At 41.8% G+C, this 20,429-nt stretch carries 18 protein-coding genes; 15 read left to right on the top strand and 3 right to left on the bottom strand.

The window, feature by feature from the left end; all coding sequences use genetic code 11:
- Nucleotides 1-27 precede the first annotated feature (27 nt).
- The 9 genes from DDV21_RS00865 (at nucleotide 28) to DDV21_RS00905 (ending at nucleotide 9,334) form a co-directional block, all read left to right on the top strand.
- Complete coding sequence (locus DDV21_RS00865) at nucleotides 28-462, top strand: PTS sugar transporter subunit IIA (protein ID WP_116878351.1); 435 nt, start codon at nucleotides 28-30, stop codon at nucleotides 460-462.
- 37 nt (nucleotides 463-499) lie between these two features.
- Complete coding sequence (locus DDV21_RS00870) at nucleotides 500-994, top strand: PTS sugar transporter subunit IIB (protein ID WP_116878350.1); 495 nt, start codon at nucleotides 500-502, stop codon at nucleotides 992-994.
- A gap of 194 nt (nucleotides 995-1,188) precedes the next feature.
- On the top strand, nucleotides 1,189-2,037 hold the full coding sequence (locus DDV21_RS00875) for a PTS mannose/fructose/sorbose/N-acetylgalactosamine transporter subunit IIC (protein WP_116878349.1): 849 nt from the start codon (nucleotides 1,189-1,191) through the stop codon (nucleotides 2,035-2,037).
- Nucleotides 2,038-2,874 (top strand): PTS system mannose/fructose/sorbose family transporter subunit IID, encoded by an 837-nt coding sequence (locus tag DDV21_RS00880; RefSeq protein ID WP_116878348.1) that lies wholly within the window; start codon nucleotides 2,038-2,040, stop codon nucleotides 2,872-2,874.
- A gap of 41 nt (nucleotides 2,875-2,915) precedes the next feature.
- Complete coding sequence (locus tag DDV21_RS00885) at nucleotides 2,916-3,206, top strand: DUF202 domain-containing protein (protein WP_116878347.1); 291 nt, start codon at nucleotides 2,916-2,918, stop codon at nucleotides 3,204-3,206.
- A 268-nt stretch (nucleotides 3,207-3,474) separates the two neighbouring features.
- Complete coding sequence (locus tag DDV21_RS00890; RefSeq protein ID WP_116878346.1) at nucleotides 3,475-4,260, top strand: MurR/RpiR family transcriptional regulator; 786 nt, start codon at nucleotides 3,475-3,477, stop codon at nucleotides 4,258-4,260.
- Nucleotides 4,261-4,515: 255 nt separating this feature from the next.
- Entirely contained in the window at nucleotides 4,516-6,093 is a 1,578-nt protein-coding gene (locus tag DDV21_RS00895) for an alpha-glucoside-specific PTS transporter subunit IIBC (RefSeq protein ID WP_116878345.1), read from the top strand.
- Between the two features lie 402 nt (nucleotides 6,094-6,495).
- A complete protein-coding gene (locus tag DDV21_RS00900) occupies nucleotides 6,496-7,827 on the top strand; it encodes a 6-phospho-alpha-glucosidase (protein ID WP_116878344.1) in 1,332 nt (443 codons plus the stop codon).
- A 352-nt stretch (nucleotides 7,828-8,179) separates the two neighbouring features.
- Nucleotides 8,180-9,334, top strand: coding sequence for an MFS transporter (locus DDV21_RS00905; protein ID WP_116878343.1), 1,155 nt, complete (start codon nucleotides 8,180-8,182; stop codon nucleotides 9,332-9,334).
- A gap of 53 nt (nucleotides 9,335-9,387) precedes the next feature.
- Here the strand turns inward: DDV21_RS00905 and DDV21_RS00910 are convergent, their stop codons facing one another.
- The gene (locus DDV21_RS00910; RefSeq protein WP_116879182.1) at nucleotides 9,388-10,338 is read right to left on the bottom strand and encodes an IS30 family transposase; all 951 of its coding nucleotides are present in this window, start codon (nucleotides 10,336-10,338) and stop codon (nucleotides 9,388-9,390) included.
- Between the two features lie 517 nt (nucleotides 10,339-10,855).
- Here DDV21_RS00910 and DDV21_RS00915 point away from each other — a divergent pair.
- The 6 genes from DDV21_RS00915 to DDV21_RS00940 all read left to right on the top strand — a co-directional run bounded on the left by DDV21_RS00915 (nucleotide 10,856) and on the right by DDV21_RS00940 (nucleotide 18,211).
- Complete coding sequence (locus DDV21_RS00915) at nucleotides 10,856-11,821, top strand: ABC transporter substrate-binding protein (RefSeq protein WP_116879031.1); 966 nt, start codon at nucleotides 10,856-10,858, stop codon at nucleotides 11,819-11,821.
- A gap of 43 nt (nucleotides 11,822-11,864) precedes the next feature.
- Nucleotides 11,865-12,770, top strand: a complete 906-nt coding sequence (locus tag DDV21_RS00920; RefSeq protein ID WP_116879030.1) for an ABC transporter permease — start codon at nucleotides 11,865-11,867, stop codon at nucleotides 12,768-12,770.
- Complete coding sequence (locus DDV21_RS00925) at nucleotides 12,767-13,570, top strand: ABC transporter ATP-binding protein (RefSeq protein ID WP_116879029.1); 804 nt, start codon at nucleotides 12,767-12,769, stop codon at nucleotides 13,568-13,570. The genes DDV21_RS00920 and DDV21_RS00925 overlap by 4 nt, the downstream gene beginning before the upstream one ends.
- 267 nt (nucleotides 13,571-13,837) lie before the next feature.
- Complete coding sequence (gene groES, locus DDV21_RS00930; protein WP_116879028.1) at nucleotides 13,838-14,122, top strand: co-chaperone GroES; 285 nt, start codon at nucleotides 13,838-13,840, stop codon at nucleotides 14,120-14,122.
- 220 nt (nucleotides 14,123-14,342) lie between these two features.
- Entirely contained in the window at nucleotides 14,343-15,974 is a 1,632-nt protein-coding gene (gene groL / locus DDV21_RS00935) for a chaperonin GroEL (RefSeq protein ID WP_116879027.1), read from the top strand.
- 587 nt (nucleotides 15,975-16,561) lie between these two features.
- Nucleotides 16,562-18,211: a zinc ribbon domain-containing protein gene (locus DDV21_RS00940; RefSeq protein ID WP_241964682.1), complete on the top strand. Its 1,650-nt coding sequence runs from the start codon at nucleotides 16,562-16,564 to the stop codon at nucleotides 18,209-18,211.
- Nucleotides 18,212-18,622: 411 nt separating this feature from the next.
- Here DDV21_RS00940 and DDV21_RS00950 read toward each other — a convergent pair whose 3' ends face one another.
- Entirely contained in the window at nucleotides 18,623-18,988 is a 366-nt protein-coding gene (locus DDV21_RS00950) for a hypothetical protein (protein WP_116879025.1), read from the bottom strand.
- A 422-nt stretch (nucleotides 18,989-19,410) separates the two neighbouring features.
- Nucleotides 19,411-20,286 carry an RluA family pseudouridine synthase gene (locus DDV21_RS00955; protein ID WP_116879024.1) on the bottom strand — a complete coding sequence of 292 codons (876 nt, stop codon included), beginning with the start codon at nucleotides 20,284-20,286 and terminating at the stop codon, nucleotides 19,411-19,413.
- Between the last annotated feature and the right edge of the window lie 143 nt (nucleotides 20,287-20,429).

The raw sequence follows: 20,429 nt of genomic DNA on the forward strand, positions 1-20,429 counted from the left end.
TGTATCTTGATTAAAGGAGATGGTGCAATGAAATATTTAGTACTGGTGAGCCATGGTGGCTTTGCGGCCGGTCTAAAGACATCTTTGGCTATGTTTGCAGCAGATAAGATCGACCAAGTGATTGCTGTCGGGCTTGAGGACGGGAAGTCGGTTGACGATTTTGCGGCAGATTTCAGAGAAGCAGTGTCTGTGGTACAGGATGCTGACTCAGTAGTTCTTTTAGCCGATATTGTCGGCGGCAGTCCTCTGACTACAGCCTGCGGTGTGCTTAGTGATTTGGGCAAATTGGACAGCGCTCTTGTCCTTGGCGGTATGAATCTGCCGATGGCTCTGAGTTCTCTCGTCATGAAAGACAGTCTGACAGGTGCAGATTTTATAAACGCTGTTTTACCGGAAGCACAGGCTGCTTTGCAGGAGTTTAAAGTGGCGGATGATGGCGAAGAAGCCGAAGATGACATTTAAAAAATATTTTTACATTATATAAAGGAGAAAAACAAACATGTCAGTATCATTTGTACGTATCGATGACCGGATGATTCATGGTCAGACAGTTACCCGCTGGGCCAAGGAATATCCTTGTGACGGCTTGATTGCTGTAAATGATGCAGCAGCGGCCAATAAGGTTTTAACTCAGGCTTATAAAGGTGCATCAGATAAAAAAACCTTCGTCTGGACGGTAGATGCCTTTGGTCAAAAGTCGCAAAAGGTTTTGGACTCTGATACACGTTATTTTGTCATTACTAAAAATCCAATTGATATGAAAAAAATATTAGTTGATCAGGGGTTTGTTCCAGATGGGGTAAAAGAAATCATTGTCGGTCCGGCAAATGATCGGCCCGGCGCAGTCAAGCTGGGGAATAATCAGTCCATTACTCAAGAGGAAGCAGAAGCTTTAGAAGCCATTGAAAAAGCTGGCTATAAGGTGAAATTCCAATTGCTGCCCGATGTGTCTATCGGCTACTGGTCAGATTTTAAATCAAAATTTGGTTTTTAAAACTATATTAATGAACTGAATGCGGCCTAAACGCTGAGGGAAAAAAAGACGCAATCGTTGGAGGCGTCAGCGACTTACGAGTGTGGCTACTCTGTGAGTATAAAACTTCCTAGAAACTAAAGTTTCTTCGTCAGTTTTCCTATTTTCCCATTGCGTTCTTGACGGCCTTTGTATCTTATTTAAAGGAGTTTATTATGACAATATCTTGGTTGCAGGCAGCTCTTTTAGGGCTATTTGCTAGTTTGTCTTCGATGCCCGGTATGGGCGGTTCAAGTATTGGGAACTATACTTTGGGACGGCCTCTGGTCGGTGGTTTGGTCTGCGGTATTATTCTTGGTGATCTTAAAACAGGAATTGTCTGCGGGGTAGCCATGCAATTGGTTTATATTGCTCTTGTAACTCCCGGCGGAACCGTGTCGGCTGATGTCCGTGCTGTTTCTTATATCGGTATTCCGCTGGCTATGGTTGCTATACGTTCTCGAGGAATTGATGTGGATTCCTCAGGAGCAGCAGATTTAGCTAAATCGATGGGGACTTTAGTTGGAACGATTGGTACCGTCCTCTTTTATGGAACGGCGACTTTAAACTTGGCTTGGCAGCATATTGGCTGGCGTGCCGTTGAGAAGGGAGAGTTTAAACGGCTTTACACTGTTGACTGGGGTCTTCCTTGGATTTCGCACTTACTTTTTTCGTTTCTGCCGACCTTCATTATGTGTATGTTCGGCGCTTCAGCTGTAAAAGCCTTGCAAGAAGCACTGCCTATGGATGGTCTTGCGATGAAAACCCTCTTTACAGTAGGGGCATTGCTTCCTTGTGTCGGGATTGCTATCTTGTTGAAGCAAATAGTTGAGAAAGCAACTGATTTTATTCCGTTCTTTGTCGGCTTTACTTTAGCAGCTTCATTAGGACTTAATCTGGTATCATGTGCTGTCATTTCACTGATTTTTGCCTTCTTATTCTATGAAATTGATATGGTTAGACTTAGAGGCACAGCAGCTGTTTCCGGTTCTGATTATGATGACGATGATGAGGAGGATATTTAAATGGCAGACGTTAAAAAAATATCAAAAAAGACACTGGTTAAATCATTTCATCATTGGTATTACGGACATTTAACCTGTTTTTCACAGGAACACATGCAGACTTTTGGTTATCTGACTTCTATGCTTCCTATTGTGGAAGAGCTTTACGATCAAAAGGATGACCAAAAGAAATCCATGCAGACCTATACCGCTTTCTTTAACACTGAACCACAGCTGGGCAGTTTGATTGTCGGTGTGACTGCTGGTTTAGAAGAAGCCCGGGCCAATGGGGAACCAGTGGACGATGAGACTATTAATGGAATGCGGGCCGGTTTGATGGGACCGATTGCCGGTATAGGTGATTCACTAGTTGTTGGAACACTGATTCCTATCCTTTTGGGCGTAGCTTTGGGCCTGTCTAATGGCGGATCGCCGGTTGGTGCGATTTTCTACATTATCGTCTGGAATCTGCTGGCTTATTTTGGAATGCGTTTTGCTTATTTCAAGGGATATGAGCTGGGGGATAAGGCCGTTGAATTTTTGGTTGGGCCTCAAGGTCAAGCTATCCGCAAAGCTATTGCTATTGTCGGTGGTATGGTTATCGGTGGTGTTGCAGCAACTTGGGTATCAGTAACGACAGCCTTCCAGTTAAAAGATAGAACAGGCGAAGCCTTCTTGGTGCTTCAAGATCAATTTGATGCTGTTTATCCGGGACTTTTAACGGCCTTATTCATTGTTTTTTGCTGGTGGCTGATGGCTCGGAAAAATCTTTCACCAATTAAAGTGATGCTGCTTTTGGTTGTGATTGCCTTTGTTGGTGTTTTAGTCGGATTCTTCAATCCAGGCCTGTCTTATTAGAGACTGCCTGACTTTCATAAATTAAAGAGAAGAGGTAAGCAATGACAAAACAGGAAATGGTTCAAGGATATGAAGAAGAAATTAATTATCAGAAACATATGCTTGAAAATTTAGGACGCTGGTTCTCCTTGTTTTTTATCCTTGCAAGTATCGGTATCGTTCTATATTATTTCTTTTCAGCCAGCCTTTTTGGTTTGGTTACAGGACTTATCTTAACTTCTTTAGGAATTTTAGGAATGCTGATTTTCGGCTATGGCATCTACAAAGGACGGCTTAATGTGCAGAAGGTCATCGCTGACTTTGAGCTAAAATTAAGCCATTTGCAAAAATAAAAGACCTTTTTCTGAAAAGCGATAATCTCCAGCTTTTCAGAAAAAGTGTTTTTTTATTTTTAAATTAATATCTGAAAGATAATTCTTTTCGGCAAAAAGAGTAAAGCCAACCATGATTTAGCAATGCTTGTTTCTGTTCTATTTTAAATGTATTGGGAAGAATATAGTAAATGTGGTATAATAAATCCAGACAAAGAAAACGCTTTCTTTTCGGGCTGACTTGCTGAAGATTAGGCGGCAACTGCATCTAAGAGATAAGAGGTGAGCGATGAAACTATCTGAGCTGGTTCTGGATAACTACACAAAATTAAACGAAACCGATTTGCTTATTTGGAATTATATAGCTGCTCATAAGGAGGAAGTATCTCAGCTGACTATCAATGATTTAGCACAAAAGACTAATGTTTCGCGTACAACTATCTCACGTTTTGTCCGTAAAATTAAGCTGAGAGGCTACAGTGAACTGAAAGTCCTTTTGCGGTTAGAACAGGAAAGTCTAAATTCTTTTGATACAAAAGTATTCGATTTCACATGCGATTCTCTCATTCAATATATTGATAACCAAAAACATAAGAATTATAAAACGGTCTGTCAGCTGATTTATCAGGCTAAGCGTGTTTTTGTTTACGGATCAGGTGATGTTCAGATGTCTGTGGCTAAGCAGATTAAACGTATGTTCACATCGGCTAAGGAAGTTATTTATGATTTTGCAGGGACAACTTTTGACCATGCAATGTATGAAGTTTTTACTGAAAAAGACGTGATTATAATGATTTCGCTCAGCGGCAATAGCAAAAAAGTAGTTGAGATTGCCCGCCGCCTAAAACTTCTGGGAGTTAAGATTATTTCAATCACTGAGTTCAAAAATAATCAGCTGGCTGAATTCAGCGATGAAAATTTATATATTGATTCGATAAATTTGAATTTTTTGCAGAATCATCCTAATTATAAAATTACAATGCCCTATTTTTTATTAGCTGAGTTGCTTTTTATTCAGTATGCAATCTATAAAAATGAGCAGCTTCTACTGCAAGGCAAAAAAGAAATATTATGATAAAAATTCACACAAGTTGTGAATTTTTTTTAGTTGCAGGGAAAAATCCCAAATGCTTTAAAAGCGCTTGCAAAACCATGTTTGGCATTGTACTATTGTCACAGAAGGTACCTGAAAGATAATAACTGAAAACCAAAACTAAATGCAGAGAAGAGCAGGTGTCTGCAGATCAAAATCTGGACTGCTTCTTGTTTATATCCTGTATTGAAACGCCGGCTTTCATATCTTAATAAAAGAAAGGAGCGTCAAATTGTTATGATGAAAAAAATTCAACGTCTGGGCGGCGCAATGTTCACTCCGACGCTGTTGTTTGCTTTTTCCGGTATTATGGTAGGGCTGTCAATAATTTTCACGAATCCAAATTTAATGGGAAGTTGGGCAAATTCTGATCATGTTTGGTATCGTTTTTGGCAAGTTATCTCTGCAGGAGCATGGATGATTTTCTTACAGCTGCCGGTCTTATTTGCTCTGGCTTTGCCTATCTCTCTTGCAAAGAAGCAACAGGGACGAGCCTGTTTGGAGGCAATGGCAACTTATCTGACCTTTAATTATTTTGTTAATGCTATGTTGACACAGTGGGGGTCGTTCTTTGGTGTGGATATTAGTGCAAAGGCTGGCACAGGTTCTGGTTTAACGATGATTGCCGGTATCAAGACCTTGGATACAGGAATGGTTGGAGCACTATTTATTTCTGGTATTGTCGTTTGGCTGCATAACCGTTATTTTGACAAAGAACTGCCGGAGACACTGAGCATTTTTAGGGGATCTACCTATGTTGTAGCTCTTGCTTTCTTTGCGATGATTCCTATCGCCTTTCTGACTTGTGTTGGCTGGCCGCTTATCCAAGATGGTATACGAAGCATGCAGGGCTTCTTTATTAACAGTGGTTCCTTGGGCATTTGGGTGTATGGCTTTCTGCAAAAAATTCTCATCCCTACTGGACTTCACCACTTCATCTATGCCCCCTTTACTTATGATAATGCTATTGTTCAAGGTGGGACATCCGCTTACTGGGCAACCCATCTGCACGAATTTGCCACATCATCATCCAGTTTAAAAGAACTTTTTCCCATCGGCTTTTCCTTATCTGGTATGGCTAAGATTTTTGGATCTGTTGGTGTTGCAGGAGCTTTTTATGTGACTGCACGTCCGGAAAAGAAAAAACGGGTTCTTGCGCTCATGATCCCTGCAACTTTAACGGCAGTCTTAACAGGTATTACAGAACCGCTTGAATTCACCTTTCTCTTTATTTCACCATTTCTGTTTGCCGTTCATGCTTTGTTAGATGCTACTTTACAAGCTTTGGCTTTTACTTTTGGTATTGTTGGTGATTTTGGCGGGGGGATTATAAACTGGATTTTCCTAAATTGGCTGCCTTTAGGCTATTATCATTGGCCGACCTATCTTATACAAATCATCATGGGACTGGTCTTTACGGTGATTTGGTTTGCTGTCTTTGTTTTCTTGATCCGCCGTTTTAACATGAAAACACCAGGTCGTGAAGATGATGATGAAGAAACTAAACTCTACAGTAAGGACGATTATCTGACTAAAAAGGATAGCACCGTTGATACCAATAAATCAGCAACTATGATTCAAGCTGAGAAATACTTAGCTTTAATGGGAGGTGCTGCCAATATTGCCGATGTAACAAACTGTGCCACACGTTTACGTGTAACAGTAAAAGATGAAACGAAGTTAGGCAGTGAAGCTGCTTTTAAAGCTGCCGGAGCTCACGGTTTAGTACACAGCGGCAAAGCTGTCCAAGTTATAGTTGGTCTTGATGTTCCTTACGTCAGAGATGATTTTGAAAGTTTATTGATCGTTAAATAATACTAAAAATTGGAAACAGAGGCGCGTCAATATCTGATTACTGTCATTTTCCTACGGCTTTCTGATCGAATTTGAAAATTGGAGAATGAGGGAAGCTATGATTTGAGACTCTGCCTCAATGCTTACCAGATCGTAGATGTCTGAGGGATGATTTAAAAAATAGCCTTTAAATGTTATTAGTGTTATGTACGGGATGCGTCTGCGAAATCAAAGCTTTCGGACTTACCGTCTATTTTCCTTTTGCGTCCTTAACGGTCTTTGTATCTTATTGGAATTGAACACGGCCTAAGCTCTGTGCAAAAAAGAGAAAATCTCCTAGAAACTGACGTTTCTTCGTCTATTTTCCTATTTTTGCTGTGAGCTTCATACGGCCTTTGTATCTTAATTAAAGGAGTTTTATTTATGTCACGTCAAAAACAAAATATTGTTATTGCAGGTGGCGGCAGCACCTATACTGCAGGAATTGTCACCATGCTTCTGGATAACTATGAAAATTTTCCGATTGCCTCTATCAAGCTATATGACAATCTGGAGGAACGGCAGACACGTGTAGCGAAAGCCTGTGAAATTATTGTGAGTGAGAGGTATCCGGAAATTAAGTTTTCTTATACCACCGATCCTGTTGAAGCTTTTAAGAATGTTGATTTTGTAATGGCGCAGCTGCGTGTCGGTCTTTTTGCCATGCGGGAACTGGATGAAAAAATCCCATTCAAGCATGGTGTCATCGGTCAGGAAACATGCGGGCCGGGAGGCATTGCTTATGGGCTGCGCACTATCGGTCCGTTGATTGAAATCATTGACTATATGGAAAAATATTCTCCTAAAGCTTGGATGCTTAATTATTCAAACCCTGCAGCTATAGTAGCTGAAGCCTGCCGAATTTTACGTCCTGATGCGCGTGTTATTAATATTTGTGATATGCCGGTTTGTTTAGAAGAAATTTTTGCTCGTATTTTGGGCTTAAATTCCCGTAAAGACTTTGATGTTCGCTATTATGGGCTTAATCATTTCGGCTGGTGGACGCAAATTCGTGATCATGAAGGGAACGATCTCATGCCGCGTTTGATGGAGTACGTCAAAGAAAACGGCTATGAAGAATATACTCCGCAGGGTCAGCATAAAGAGTCATCCTGGCTTGAAACGATGCGGGCGGCTAAAGACCTTTATGCCATGGATCCAACTAAATTATGGAATACTTATCTCAAATATTACCTTATGGCGCCTGAAACAGTTGAACACTCCGATCATAACTATACTCGGGCCAATGAAATTATGGATCGCCGCGAAAAGGATACGCGTGAGGAGTGTGAGCGTATTGTGGCTGCAGGAACAGCTAAAGATACTTGGTTTGCTTCCAATGAGCATGCTCAATTTATTGTGGATTTAGCCTGTGCTTTGGCTTTTAATACGAAAGAACGCTTTTTGCTTATCGTACCGAATAACGGAGCTATCGCTAATTTCCCGGATGATGCCATGGTTGAAATTCCATGTATTGTCGGCAAAGATCAATATGAACCGCTGTCCATTGGCAATATTCCTACTTTCCAGAAGGGCCTGATGGAGCAGCAAATTGCTTCAGAAAAATTGGCTGTTGAGGCATGGATTGAAGGAAGCTACCAAAAGCTATGGCAGTCTTTCATGATGAACAAATCAGTGCCTAGTGCAAAAATTGCCAAGGAAATCTTAGATGATATGATCGAGGCTAACAAAGACTTTTGGCCGGAATTGCATTAAGCTTGTTAAAGCAGAAGCTGGGACCAAGGAGTCTCAGCTTCGTTTGCTTTATAAATAAGATACAGACCGCTAAGAAAGCGATTGAAAATAGGGATTGGCTGATGTGCAGCAAGGAAGAGCCCCACAGAGCGGTCGCATTGTAAATCGCTGACCTTCTAAGATACATTTTTTCTGAGCTTTCAGGCCGTACTTACTTCCGATAAGATACAGGATTATCTTAGCCAGGTGTGAGAAGGTGCCGGTGATATGATACAGTGAAGGATATGGACACCAACTAAAAACAGAAGAGTGAAGGAAAACGACTTTTTAAAAACGTGATTTTTGTTCGCTCTTTTCATTAAAGGACAGAATAATGAACAAAAAGAGAGACATATTTGCTTTAGTACAACTTTTTTCCTACATTAGCTTTGGTTTGTGCATGACAGCCTTGATTCCTTTTATGGCAGATTTAGGCTATAATTCTTACCAAAGAGGCTATGCTCTCTCAGGCTACGCTGTGCTCAATATTGTCTTGCAGCTGATATTTGGGTATTTATCAGATAAATGGAGTACAGCAAAATGGATTACTTTGGTTTCAATGCTGATTTTTGTGCTTGCCGCTGCTAGACTATTTACTTGGGAAGAACCATCTTTTTTTCTGTTATTAGGGCTCGTTTCAATTTCCGGAGGCTTTTTAAACTGTCTCTGCGGTCTTCAGGATACTTGGGCGATCGGAATTAACCCGTATTTTCGTAAAAAATTATCAATTTTAAAAGCTTTTGGTTCTGTCGGCTGGGCTTTGGGCAGCATGGGAGGTGCTTTGTTTCTCCCCAAGTTTGGTTATCGCGGAATTGGTCTGCTTATCGCAGGATTAGGTTTCTGGGTTTTAGTTATGATGTTTTTTCTTCCAGATATTGCCAAATTTGATAAAAAATCAACAGTTTCGGGCAAAGATTTAATAGGCTTTTTCCGAATAAAAGCCTATATCATGCTGTTGCTGATTTTATTCTCCCTTTATGCAATGGTAGTGGCTAACACCAGTTTGGTAGTCGATAAAATGCTGTTTTTAGAGGCAAGCCGCATCGAAATTTCGTTAAAATGGGGAATGGGAGCTGTTTTGGAAATTCCAATGTATCTTTTTAGTATGCGTTTTATCAATAAGTACGGAGCCTTGGCTATGTTAAAGGCAAGTGCTGTTGTCTCAGCTCTGCAGTTTTTGCTGTTTGCCTTAGCACAGCATAGCTTTTTGATTGTTTTAATTTGTATCTTACAAGTATTTACGACACCTATCATTTTGATTAGCTCCAAATGGCTTATTGCTGATTTGATACCACCCCATCTTAGCAGCAGCGGACAGCTGCTAGCACTTAGCTTGTATATGGGGCTGTCATCGCTTTTTATTCCTCTCTTAAGCGGTGTTATGGGACTGAATCTTGGCTATTCCTTAAGCTTAGCCCTGTTTTCCCTGTTTGGTTTGCTGGCCTTTGTGCTATGTTTATTTTTAGAAAAGGAGCTGCATTCGAAATAAGGTGCAAAAAAGTAGAGTTGATTTTTCTGAATTTGCTAAATTTCAAGTTGAAGTTAGCCACTGAATACAATTTCTCTAGGTGTCTTGTAGTTTAATATTCGTTTGGGATAATTGTTTATCCACCATTCAATCTGAGTGGCCAGTTTTCTGGTCGCTCTTGTTTTTCCCTTGGGTAGGAAACGTCGAATAAGACGGTTGTGATTCTCATTAGAGCCTCTTTCCCAAGAGCAATAAGGGTGAGCATAGTAGATCTTCTCTTCACTAAAAATCTCGCTTAGTCTAGCAAATTCTGCCCCATTATCAGCTGTGATTGACGTGATCTGATATTCCTGTAAAATGCTCGACAAGGCTTCGTTAACGGCTTGTGCTGTCTTACTGGGCAAGTAACGAATGATTTCATACCTGGTTTTTCGATCTGTTAATGTCAGAAAGCAAGGCGCTTTAGCCCGTGTCTGAACAACCGTATCAATCTCATAATGCCCAGCCTCCAGTCGTTGAGTGATCGCTTCAGGCCGCTCCTCAATCGACTTTCCAACAGGCATGAAATTAGGACTGGCTGTTTTCTTAGGGGATTTGCCTTTTCTTGGATACAGCCTATCTGCCTTAGTCAGCCCCAGGTACCCCTTGTCCATCCAGTAGTATATGGTGGATTGTGGGACGTTGACTTTACGTTTTGAAATCATCTCAGGTGACCACTTCAGCTTGATGTAGTGGACAATGGTTTCCTTGACTTTCTTCGTGAGACTAACAGCTTTACGGCTATTTTTTCGATTAATCTCATACACTTCCTGAGCTCTATCCGCCCTATAAAGCTTCTCAAACTTCCCCTTACGCACCTGTTGGAGGACCAGTCCACGTTTCATCTCGTTGTTTATCGTTTGAGGAGCTTTGCCTAAGAGACCTGCAATCTCACGATTAGATTTCCCTTCTTGCTTCCAGCGTTCAATCAAGCGGCGATCAGCTATTGTCAAGTGCTTGCCTGTTGGTGTATAATGGTCTTGCATCTCTATGTCCTTTACTTGTGTTTTCGTCAACTACAAGTGTAACATAGAGGTGTTTTTTTGCATCTAAGTGGCTAACTTCATTTTAGAACTTTCAATTTTTCTGAATTTTATCAATTTTCAAAAGTATGAAGCTAAAAGTATTGACAGAAAGGAAAAATAAGGGTATACTACAATCAATCATAAACAAGGAGCCAGCAATGTTCAAGCACACTTTGTCTCTGCATAAACAATTGCATAATCGCTATTACTTTAGTTTCTTTAGATAGACGTTTGTATGTGTTACTGGTACAAACGTCACTTCAGGTTTGTATCTATGAAGCTAAAGCATTTTGTTGTGACAAGGCCGATTAGATAATAGTTCTAACTGGCTCAAAAAGAATGAAATTTTTCATTTTATCTGCAATCAACCGGTTAGAAAAGGGCTAACTGGTTTTTTATTTGTTTGATGATAACATTTCTCTGTTCTGCCGATGTGCCAAAAGGCAGAGCGCAAAAATATAAAGAAGAGGTAAATGGGATGAAACGTTTAATGAAAACAGTACTTGGTTTAGGTTTTGCCTTGCTTTTGCTGGCGGGCTGCTCGCAAAAGTCCGACAGTGCAAAGACAGCAGCAAGCGATGCTAAGCATATCGGCATTTTGCAGTATGTGGAACATGAATCCCTGACTGCTGCCCGGAAAGGTTTTATCGATGAACTGAAGAAAGAAGGCTATGTTGATGGTGATAATATTGTCATTGACTATGAGAATGCGCAGGGGGATCAGGCAAATCTGCAGACAATTTCTGAGAGTCTGGTTCAGGACAATGATCTTGTTTTAGGTATTGCAACTCCTGCAGCTCAGGCTTTAGCAACAGCTACATCAGATCTTCCTGTCTTATTTACTGCTGTTACCGATCCTGTGTCAGCTAAGCTGGTTGATTCTATGAAAAAGCCTGGAGCCAATGTGACAGGAACGAGTGATCTTTCGCCTATTGATAAACAGGTTGAACTGCTGCAGGAAGTCCTGCCAGATGTCAAAAAAGTGGGAATCATGTATACGACTAATGAGCGGAACTCAGAGGTTCAGGTTGACGAAGCGAAAAAAGCTTTCAAAGCGGCTGGGATCGAAACGGTTGTTAAGGGCATCTCATCGACTAACGATGTTCAGGATACGGCTAAAAGTTTGATGAATCAGACCGAAGTGCTCTTTATTCCGACAGATAACACGATTGTCAGCTCTATTTCCTTGATTACCGATCTGTCCAAAGAAATGAAAATTCCGGTTGTCGGAGGCTCTGCTGATGTTGTGGAGAGCGGTGTGCTCTTTTCCTATGGGGCTGATTACGAGGCCCTTGGCCGTCAGACCGCCCAGCTGGCTATCAAAATTTTAGAAGGAGAAGAGCCGAGTGATGTTCCGGCTGAGTACCCTGATACACTGCAGGTCGTTGTCAATGAGGAAATGGCAGAAACATTGGGTATTGATATAAGCGTTATCAAAGAATAAAAGGAAATTGGACTGAAACTGAATTTATGCAAGAGAGGAAATCATGACAGATATAGTATTATCAAGTGTTTCACAGGGGCTGTTGTGGTCGGTCATGGCTATCGGCGTCTTCTTAACTTTTCGTATTTTGGATATTGCTGATCTTTCGGCTGAGGGCAGTTTTCCTATGGGAGCCGCTGTTTGTACCTTGCTGATTGTGAATGGTCTGCATCCTTTTTGGGCTACTATTGCCGGTATGCTTGGCGGCATGCTGGCTGGAGCGGTATCTGGTTTTATGCATACGAAGATGAAAATTCCAGCGCTTTTGACAGGGATTATCACTTTGACGGGACTGTACTCTGTTAATCTGCTGATTCTGGGACGTTCTAACCTTTCTCTTTCCGGACAAACCACTTTGGTCAGCATCGTTCAGGATTGGGGATTGGAAAAAACAACGGCCGTTCTGCTTATTGGCGCTGCTTTTGTCGGAGCTGTTATTCTTAGTCTGGTAGTGCTGCTCAATACACAGATTGGTTTAGCTCTGCGGGCTACCGGCGACAATCTGGCTATGGGTGAAGCAAATGGTATCAAGGTTGACCGTATGAAAATTATTGGCTATATGCTGAGCAATGGCCTGATAGCCCTTTCCGGTGCACTTTTAGCTCAGAATAATGGCTATGCTGATTTAAATATGGGAGTCGGAACAATTGTTATCGGCCTTGCTTCTATTATTCTGGCAGAAGTTATTATTAAATATCTTCCTTTAGGGAAGCGTCTGCTGTCCATTGTCTTGGGAGCTGTGCTTTATCGCTTGATTATTGTTATTATTCTGGCTATGAACGTAGATGCCCAGATGATTAAGCTGGTTTCGGCACTTCTTTTAGCCTTGATTCTCTATGTGCCTGAAATCCGTGCGAGATTAAAAGTTAAACCGGCCAGCATGCTGAAAACAGAGGGAGATAAGCGATGACTTTATTGACTTTAACCGATATTCATAAAATTTTTGAAAAAGGTACGGTAAATGAGAACCATGTTTTACGCGGTTTAAACTTAGAGATTAACCAAGGAGATTTTATTTCAGTTATCGGTGGTAACGGTGCCGGAAAATCCACGCTGCTCAACAGTATAGCCGGTGTCATCGATATCGATCAGGGAGATATCCTGCTGGAAGGACAGTCGCTCCGCAAAGACTCTGTTGCAAAGCGCTCTCAAAAAATCAGCCGTGTTTTTCAGGATCCGCGCATGGGGACAGCAACTAATCTATCTATTGAAGAGAATATGGCAATCGCCTATTTTCGCGGGAAAAAACGAAGTCTTTTCAAAAAGGCTGTGACTGATAAAGATAGGGCCCTTTTTAAAACAGCTTTATCTGAATTAGGTTTGGGACTGGAGGACCGTCTGAAAACAGACGCTGCCTTTTTATCCGGCGGACAGCGTCAGGCTTTAACTTTAGCAATGGCTACTCTGGTTCGTCCGAAGCTTCTTCTGCTTGACGAACACACCGCCGCTCTTGATCCGAAAACCAGCGATATGGTTATGGCTCTGACCAAAAAGATCGTCGAAGAACAGCAGCTGACAACATTGATGATAACGCACAATATGGAACATGCCATCGCTTACGGCAATCGTTTAGTGATGCTTTACCACGGGAAGATTGTCGTTGATATCGGAGGTAAAGAAAAAGAGTCTCTGACGGTTGCTCAGCTCATGGATCTCTTTCATAAAAACAGCGGTGAAGTTCTGTCAGATGACGCTTTAGTTTTAGGCTGAAGAAACCCTAATGGTTCATCTGCCGGCTACCTCTTAGACATTTGACTTGCTAGCGGCCTTAGGGCCGCTTTTTGACGTTTGATGCCCCCCTCTTTTTAAGCTTGGAATCGGGGTGTGTCCGTGGCTCCTCTCCCTGTCTTTGATGGATTTTCTAAAAAAATGAGTTTTCTTCTTGACTATTTTTGACCAAGTGATACAATAGATTTTGTAAGTTAGCACTCAGGGATTAAGAGTGCTAAAAAGAAAGTATTATTTGGAGGTAAAAGGATGTTAAAACCATTAGGTGACCGCGTAGTCTTAAAAGTAGAAGAAGCAAAAGAGCAGACTGTTGGCGGTTTTGTTCTTGCTGGCAGCAGTAAGGAAAAAACACAATTAGCAACTGTACAAGCTGTTGGAGCCGGGACTCGTGCTTTAAATGGTGATTTGATTGAGCTGAGCGTCAAGGCTGGCGATACTGTTGTCTTTGAAGAGTTTGCAGGTGTAGAAGTAAAAGATGAAGGCGAAAGCTACCTGCTGGTTCATGAGTCAGATATTTTGGCTGTTGTCCAATAAGCAAAATAATGCAAGGGACCGGTTTTTCTGTCTTTCTGTTCTACCTTACACCGTAGGAAATCTCAGTGCATTTTTTGCTGAGAAGCCTAAAAGTAGGATGAACAAGGTCTGGACAGTGTTCGCCTCTTGAAATAAGCAGGGGTGCTATGAAAAGCCGGTATGATTAAAAACTTCGAATGACTGTAATATTAATGTGATTTTAGAATGAGGTATATAGAGAATGGCAAAAGAAATTAAATTTTCATCAGATGCAAGAAGCAGCATGGTACGCGGTGTCGATACCTTGGCTGATACAGTTAAGGTAACCTTAGGTCCTAAGGGACGCAATGTTGTCCTTGAAAAGTCTTTCGGTTCCCCCTTAATTACAAATGACGGGGTGACAATCGCTAAAGAAATTGAATTGGAAGATCATTTTGAAAATATGGGCGCTAAACTGGTATCAGAAGTAGCGTCTAAAACAAATGATATTGCAGGGGATGGGACGACAACAGCTACTGTTTTAACACAAGCTATTGTGCGCGAAGGCTTAAAAAATGTCACTGCGGGTGCTAATCCTATCGGTATCCGCCGCGGTATTGAAACAGCTGTAACAACTGCTGTAGAAGAATTAAAGGCGATTTCACAGCCCGTTTCAGGTAAAGAAGCTATTGCTCAGGTTGCTGCTGTTTCATCGCGTTCTGAAAAAGTCGGCGATTACATTTCTGAAGCTATGGAAAAAGTCGGCAATGATGGTGTTATCACTATTGAAGAGTCACGCGGTATGGAGACTGAACTGGATGTCGTTGAAGGGATGCAGTTCGACCGCGGCTACCTCTCTCAATACATGGTGACAGATAATGAAAAGATGGTTGCTGAACTGGAAAATCCTTATATTCTGATTACTGATAAGAAAATCACGAATATTCAAGATGTATTGCCTTTGCTGGAGGAAATTCTTAAAACCAGCCGTCCGCTTTTGATTATTGCTGACGATGTGGAAGGTGAAGCTCTGCCGACCCTTGTTCTCAATAAGATCCGCGGGACATTCAATGTTGTTGCCGTTAAAGCACCCGGTTTCGGTGACCGCCGCAAGGATATGCTGGAAGATATTGCAGTATTGACAGGCGGTACCGTGATTACCGAAGATTTAGGTCTGGAACTGAAAGATGCCACAATGGCGGTTCTTGGTCAGGCGAATAAGGTTACTGTTGATAAAGATTCAACAGTCATCGTTGAAGGTGCCGGTGACAGCGATGCTATCGCTAACCGTGTTGGCATTATCAAATCACAGATTGAAACAACGACATCTGATTTTGACCGTGAAAAACTGCAGGAACGTCTGGCAAAATTATCCGGCGGTGTTGCTGTCATCAAAGTCGGTGCAGCTACGGAAACCGAGCTGAAAGAAATGAAACTGCGTATTGAAGATGCTTTAAATGCAACACGCGCAGCTGTTGAAGAAGGAATTGTTGCCGGCGGCGGAACAGCTTTCGTCAATGTAATGAGCAAAGTTGCGGCACTTGACCTGGACGGTGATGAAGCAACGGGCCGCAACATTGTGCTGCGTGCTTTGGAAGAACCTGTCCGCCAAATTGCTGTTAACGCAGGTTATGAAGGTTCAGTTGTTATCGAACGTCTGAAAAACAGCCAAGCAGGAACTGGTTTCAATGCAGCAAGCGGTGACTGGACTGATATGGTTGAAGCTGGTATCATTGACCCTGTCAAAGTGACTCGCTCTGCTCTGCAAAACGCAGCCTCAGTTGCCAGTCTGATTCTGACAACAGAAGCTGTTGTGGCGGATAAACCGGCTCCTGAATCTGCAGCTCCTGCGGCTCCAGCGATGGATCCTTCAATGATGGGCGGCATGATGTAAATATAAAATGAAACCCTTGATTTATCAGGGGTTTTACTATTTATTTTTGTCTTTTGATTATGATAAGGGGCACTTTGGGGGCAAACTATAATTGATCGAGTCTATCAATGATATTTTTGGGGCTTGCTTAGTTACATGGCTATAGATTGATAAAGCAGTCCCTGCATCCGAATGTCTGAGGTTTAAAAGCATGTTTTTCAGCGAGTAGTAGATCGGCAGGGGCTAAGGACATGAGGGCTGGATATTTTTCCAGTACTAACCCCTTCTCCTCTGCTTTGCTTTAAAATAGTGTTGTCATAGGAAGGCTGATAGGGTGCCTTTTGCTGAGGGACACTGATGAGTAGCGTTCCGTTGATTTTATAGCTTTATTCTGCCTTGCTTATTCTATAGCCGTCTAAGATATTCTATATCAGTCTGTATAGCTGCCCTTAAATTTGCTGTCCATTACCGGTTCTTTCAGCAAGGCTGTTTGAACGGAAACCGCCGGCCTTTAATTGTTTGGTATAAGGTTTGTAATAGGACTGTAAGGGAACTTTTGTTATAATGACATTATTACCATATGTTTTTTGACAAAGGAAGGTTTTATTTTGGGTAAGAAATTATGGCTGAGACTTACTGAAACTGCAGGTACTTTATTTGCTAGAAAAGGTGTGCAAATCAGTCTGGGCGTTCTAGTGATATTGCTCTTGCTCTTTAGCGTTTGGGGACGAATGGTTTTTTCTAAAACCAATCTCATTAAGGACTACGTAGCTGCAAGAAGCGATAAGTCAGGTGATGCTTTTGAGAATATAAAAGGCTATTTAGTCTGGGCGGATACTAAAGAGCAAGTGACCAATGATGATGTCAAATATGCTAAATACAGTGCAATCAGTGATAAAGAAGCTCAGCAACTGGAAGAGGAACTTGGAAAAGCTGATGAATCCGACGACTATTATATTACACGAGTTGGTACGCGCTTTCTCTTTTTTCCGGACTACCGTATTGCGATGAAACCTATGAGTCTGACTGTAAAAACAAATCTGCCCAATATGGATGTTCTGCTGAATCAAAAACGCCTCGCCTTCAGCGATTCGGAAGATTACAGTGTAACCGTTGACCGTCTGCCGGTATCGGATAATTATACAGCCAGCATTTCCGGCAATTATAATGGTAAACCTGTCGAATTGAGCAAATCTTATGACGGTGAAAATCAAGTCTTGGATTTGCATATTTCTTTCAAGAATTTTACTGTTAACAGCAACTTAACGGATGGTGATCTATATTTTGGAGAAACCAAAGTGGCTTCTTTGGCAGACGGAACTTATCAAGTTGAAGATTATCCTGTTACCGATTCGGTTGATGCTTACGTTAAAAAAACCTTTGAGGACGGAGATCTTGAATCCAATAAGCTGCCTCTTGCTGAGATTGCTGAAGGCAGCACAGTAGACTTAAACGTGGATAATCTGCTGGATGAAACGGGAGCTGTTCAGTATTTGCAGACCGTTTTTGACCAGCTGACTGCATATGCTGAGACAAAACAGGATTCTAATAATTTGTCGGCTATTTTTGAAAAAGGGGCCGCTAATGATTTCTACAAGGGACTTAAAGACAGTGTTGCTGACAAATTAGAGAAGGACAGCCGCAAAGCTTCCAATTTTAGTATCAGCGATCTGACTTTAAACAGCTTAGAACAGATAGGCAAGGACAGCTATTTATTGGATTTTTCTGTCGCTTATGCATTTTATTATGATAAGGCAACAGATACTGAGAAGAGCACTTATGGCAATATCGTTCAGGCTCTGACGGGACAATTGACCCTGAAAAAGACGGATTCGGGCTATCTTGTTTCTCAGTCTGGTCAGAAAAATCTTACTGTGACATGGGAAGATAATCAAGTGGAGGCTGATCCGGATCTGCCGGATGGTTTGCTTGGCAGCTGGGAGGCCAAACAGTCTGATAAAACAATCAGCATAACCTTTGCAGAGGATGGGACAGTAACGAAGACTATTGATTATAAGGACAGTAATAAAGAAGATAAAACAGTTACCGCTGTGATCGAAAGCGTAGAAACGGCGGGTGATAATACATATCGTTATACTTATGAGTCAGGAAGCGATCCGTCAGCTTTTGTTGCAGCAGATACAGTGGAAGACGCTGATAAATACCAGTACGGTGTCAAACTCAATGGCTCTAAGCTTACTTTGCTTATATGGGAAGACGGCAAGGAAAAGACTGACCTGACCCTAAAGAAAAAATGACAGGTCTTCTGATAGTTCTTTACCTTTAAAAAAGGATTGAAAACACTGAAAATATTAATATGAGGATTGCCTTCTGCGTTGAAGCATAGAGGCAGTCCTCTTTACTTAATTTTAGTAAATAGATTTCAAATTATCTGAGGGAGCGGCTAATTCAGCACTTAAAGAATCAAACAGTTTAAATGCAATGGCTGCCATCTAAGCCTGAAATGGCACCTGCCAGTACTGCAGACTTCAAAAGTATCAATACAAATAAAGCTTATAGAAACAATACAAAAAGGAGCAGCCGCGCAACTCCTTCGAATCATTTAGGGAAGGACAGACTAAGACGTGATTTTTACAGTACAAATTTATGGCAGCCGGTAATCGTGTCAGATAAAAATCACTAAAAACAATAAAGTATCATTTTGAGACTCAATCTTCAAGGGTATTGATGAAGTCATCAAAATTTTTGGTAGTAGCTGGGTTAATGGCACGGTAATCAAATTTGCAATGGATTAAGTTCCTTAACTCAGCAATTTTTTTATTGACCGCAGGATTTTTCGACTGATCTAACAGTGTTATTGTTGTGCGGCAAGTAGCAATATTATGATGGATCTCATCGCCAAGGGCAAAAGCGCCAATTAAGATTTTATCTTTGAGGACAACAACAATAGAAACGGGGCCTTTATAAAGACGTTCTGGACGAATTTTCCAGCTAGCCCCTACTTCAGCATTAAATTTGTCAATAGAATTTCCAGCCAGCAGGTTTGTGGTTGTTTTAATAATTAAAATTTTCATCAATTTATCTCTCTTTTCAAGATACAAAGACCGTTAAAAAATCCGTATGAAAAGGCGGTAAGCCAGAAATCTTTGATTTCGTCTGCGCACCCCTGCCAGGACGACTAGAATGGTGCGGTCGGCTGTTAAGACGACAAAGCCTTCAGACGTCTACGGCTGGCGGTAAGCCAGAAATCTTTGATTTCGTCTGCGCACCCCTGCCAGGACGACTAGAATGGTGCGGCCGGGCTGTTAAGACGACAAAGCTTTCAGACGTCTACGGCTGACGGTAAGTCCGAAATCTATGATTTCGCAGACACACCTCCCGCTGGGATGAATAAAAAGCTACAGTCTTATAAACATTTAAAGCAGCTGAAATAAACGTCAAGCGGCTTAGAATAGCAGCAGCGCTGTTTACAGGCTGAGCCATCAGACATTAGGTGTTAGGTTTCGTTAGCCCATAGCGCTGCCATCGTTTTAAAACTAGCTGACTCTGCCTTAACCGTCACAGATTTTAAGGTCAGGGGATGTCTGAAACTCAGCTGATAGGCATGCAGCATCAGACGGCTGCATGTGACTGTACTGTAGAGGGGATCGCCTATCACAGCGTGCCCATGGTGAGCCAGATGGACACGGATTTGGTGAGTTCGGCCAGTCTCTAAGGAGCAGTCAAGCAGGCAGGATTCACGATATTGTGCCAACCGTTTCACCTTGGTGATGGCTGATTGCCCTTTTTGGTCTACCAGCCGTTTGCGGCGGTCGTGGCGGTCACGGCCGATTTTTTCCTTATAGACCCGGTTGGCAAGAGGGAACTGTCCTTGGGCTAAGGCTAGATAATGGCGGACAATCTGTTTGTCTTCCAACAGGCGGTTCAGAATAGGAAGAATAAAGGGATTTTTTGCAAACATCAGAGCACCGCTGGTTTCTTTATCCAAACGATGGACCACATAGCAAGTTTGACCAGCGTAGGCAGAGACATGGTTAAGCAGAGCAAGTTCACCTGGTTCATTACCATGTGTTTTCATGCCTTCTTCTTTATTGACGATAATGATGTGCTCATCTTCATATAGGCAGTGAACCTGTTTTTTATCCCCCATTATAATAGTTTTGACAGGATAATCCTCTTCGTCAAACTGTAAATAAAGGGTATCGCCGGGATTGGCCTGATTTTGCCAGTGTACTGGCTGACCATTGAGCCAGACATGTTTTTTACTGCGCAGAAAATGCCGGATTTTCCGTGGAATAAGCAGATGCTTTTCTAAAAGTTCTTTCACTGTACAAGATTCGTAAGGATTTATGATGGTTACTGCAAATGTCATGCTTTTATTATAGCATGATGTCTCTCTGCTGAGAATATCGAGCTCAAAAGAATCACTGCTGCTTTCTCTTTTTTTGCCAGCAGCTTATGCTTCTTAGCTGGTTTTTACAGTTTCCGGCTGTCGATTTGCGGTAAAATTGCTAT

It is taken from the genome of Streptococcus chenjunshii, assembly GCF_003086355.1.
Lineage (GTDB): Bacteria > Bacillota > Bacilli > Lactobacillales > Streptococcaceae > Streptococcus > Streptococcus chenjunshii.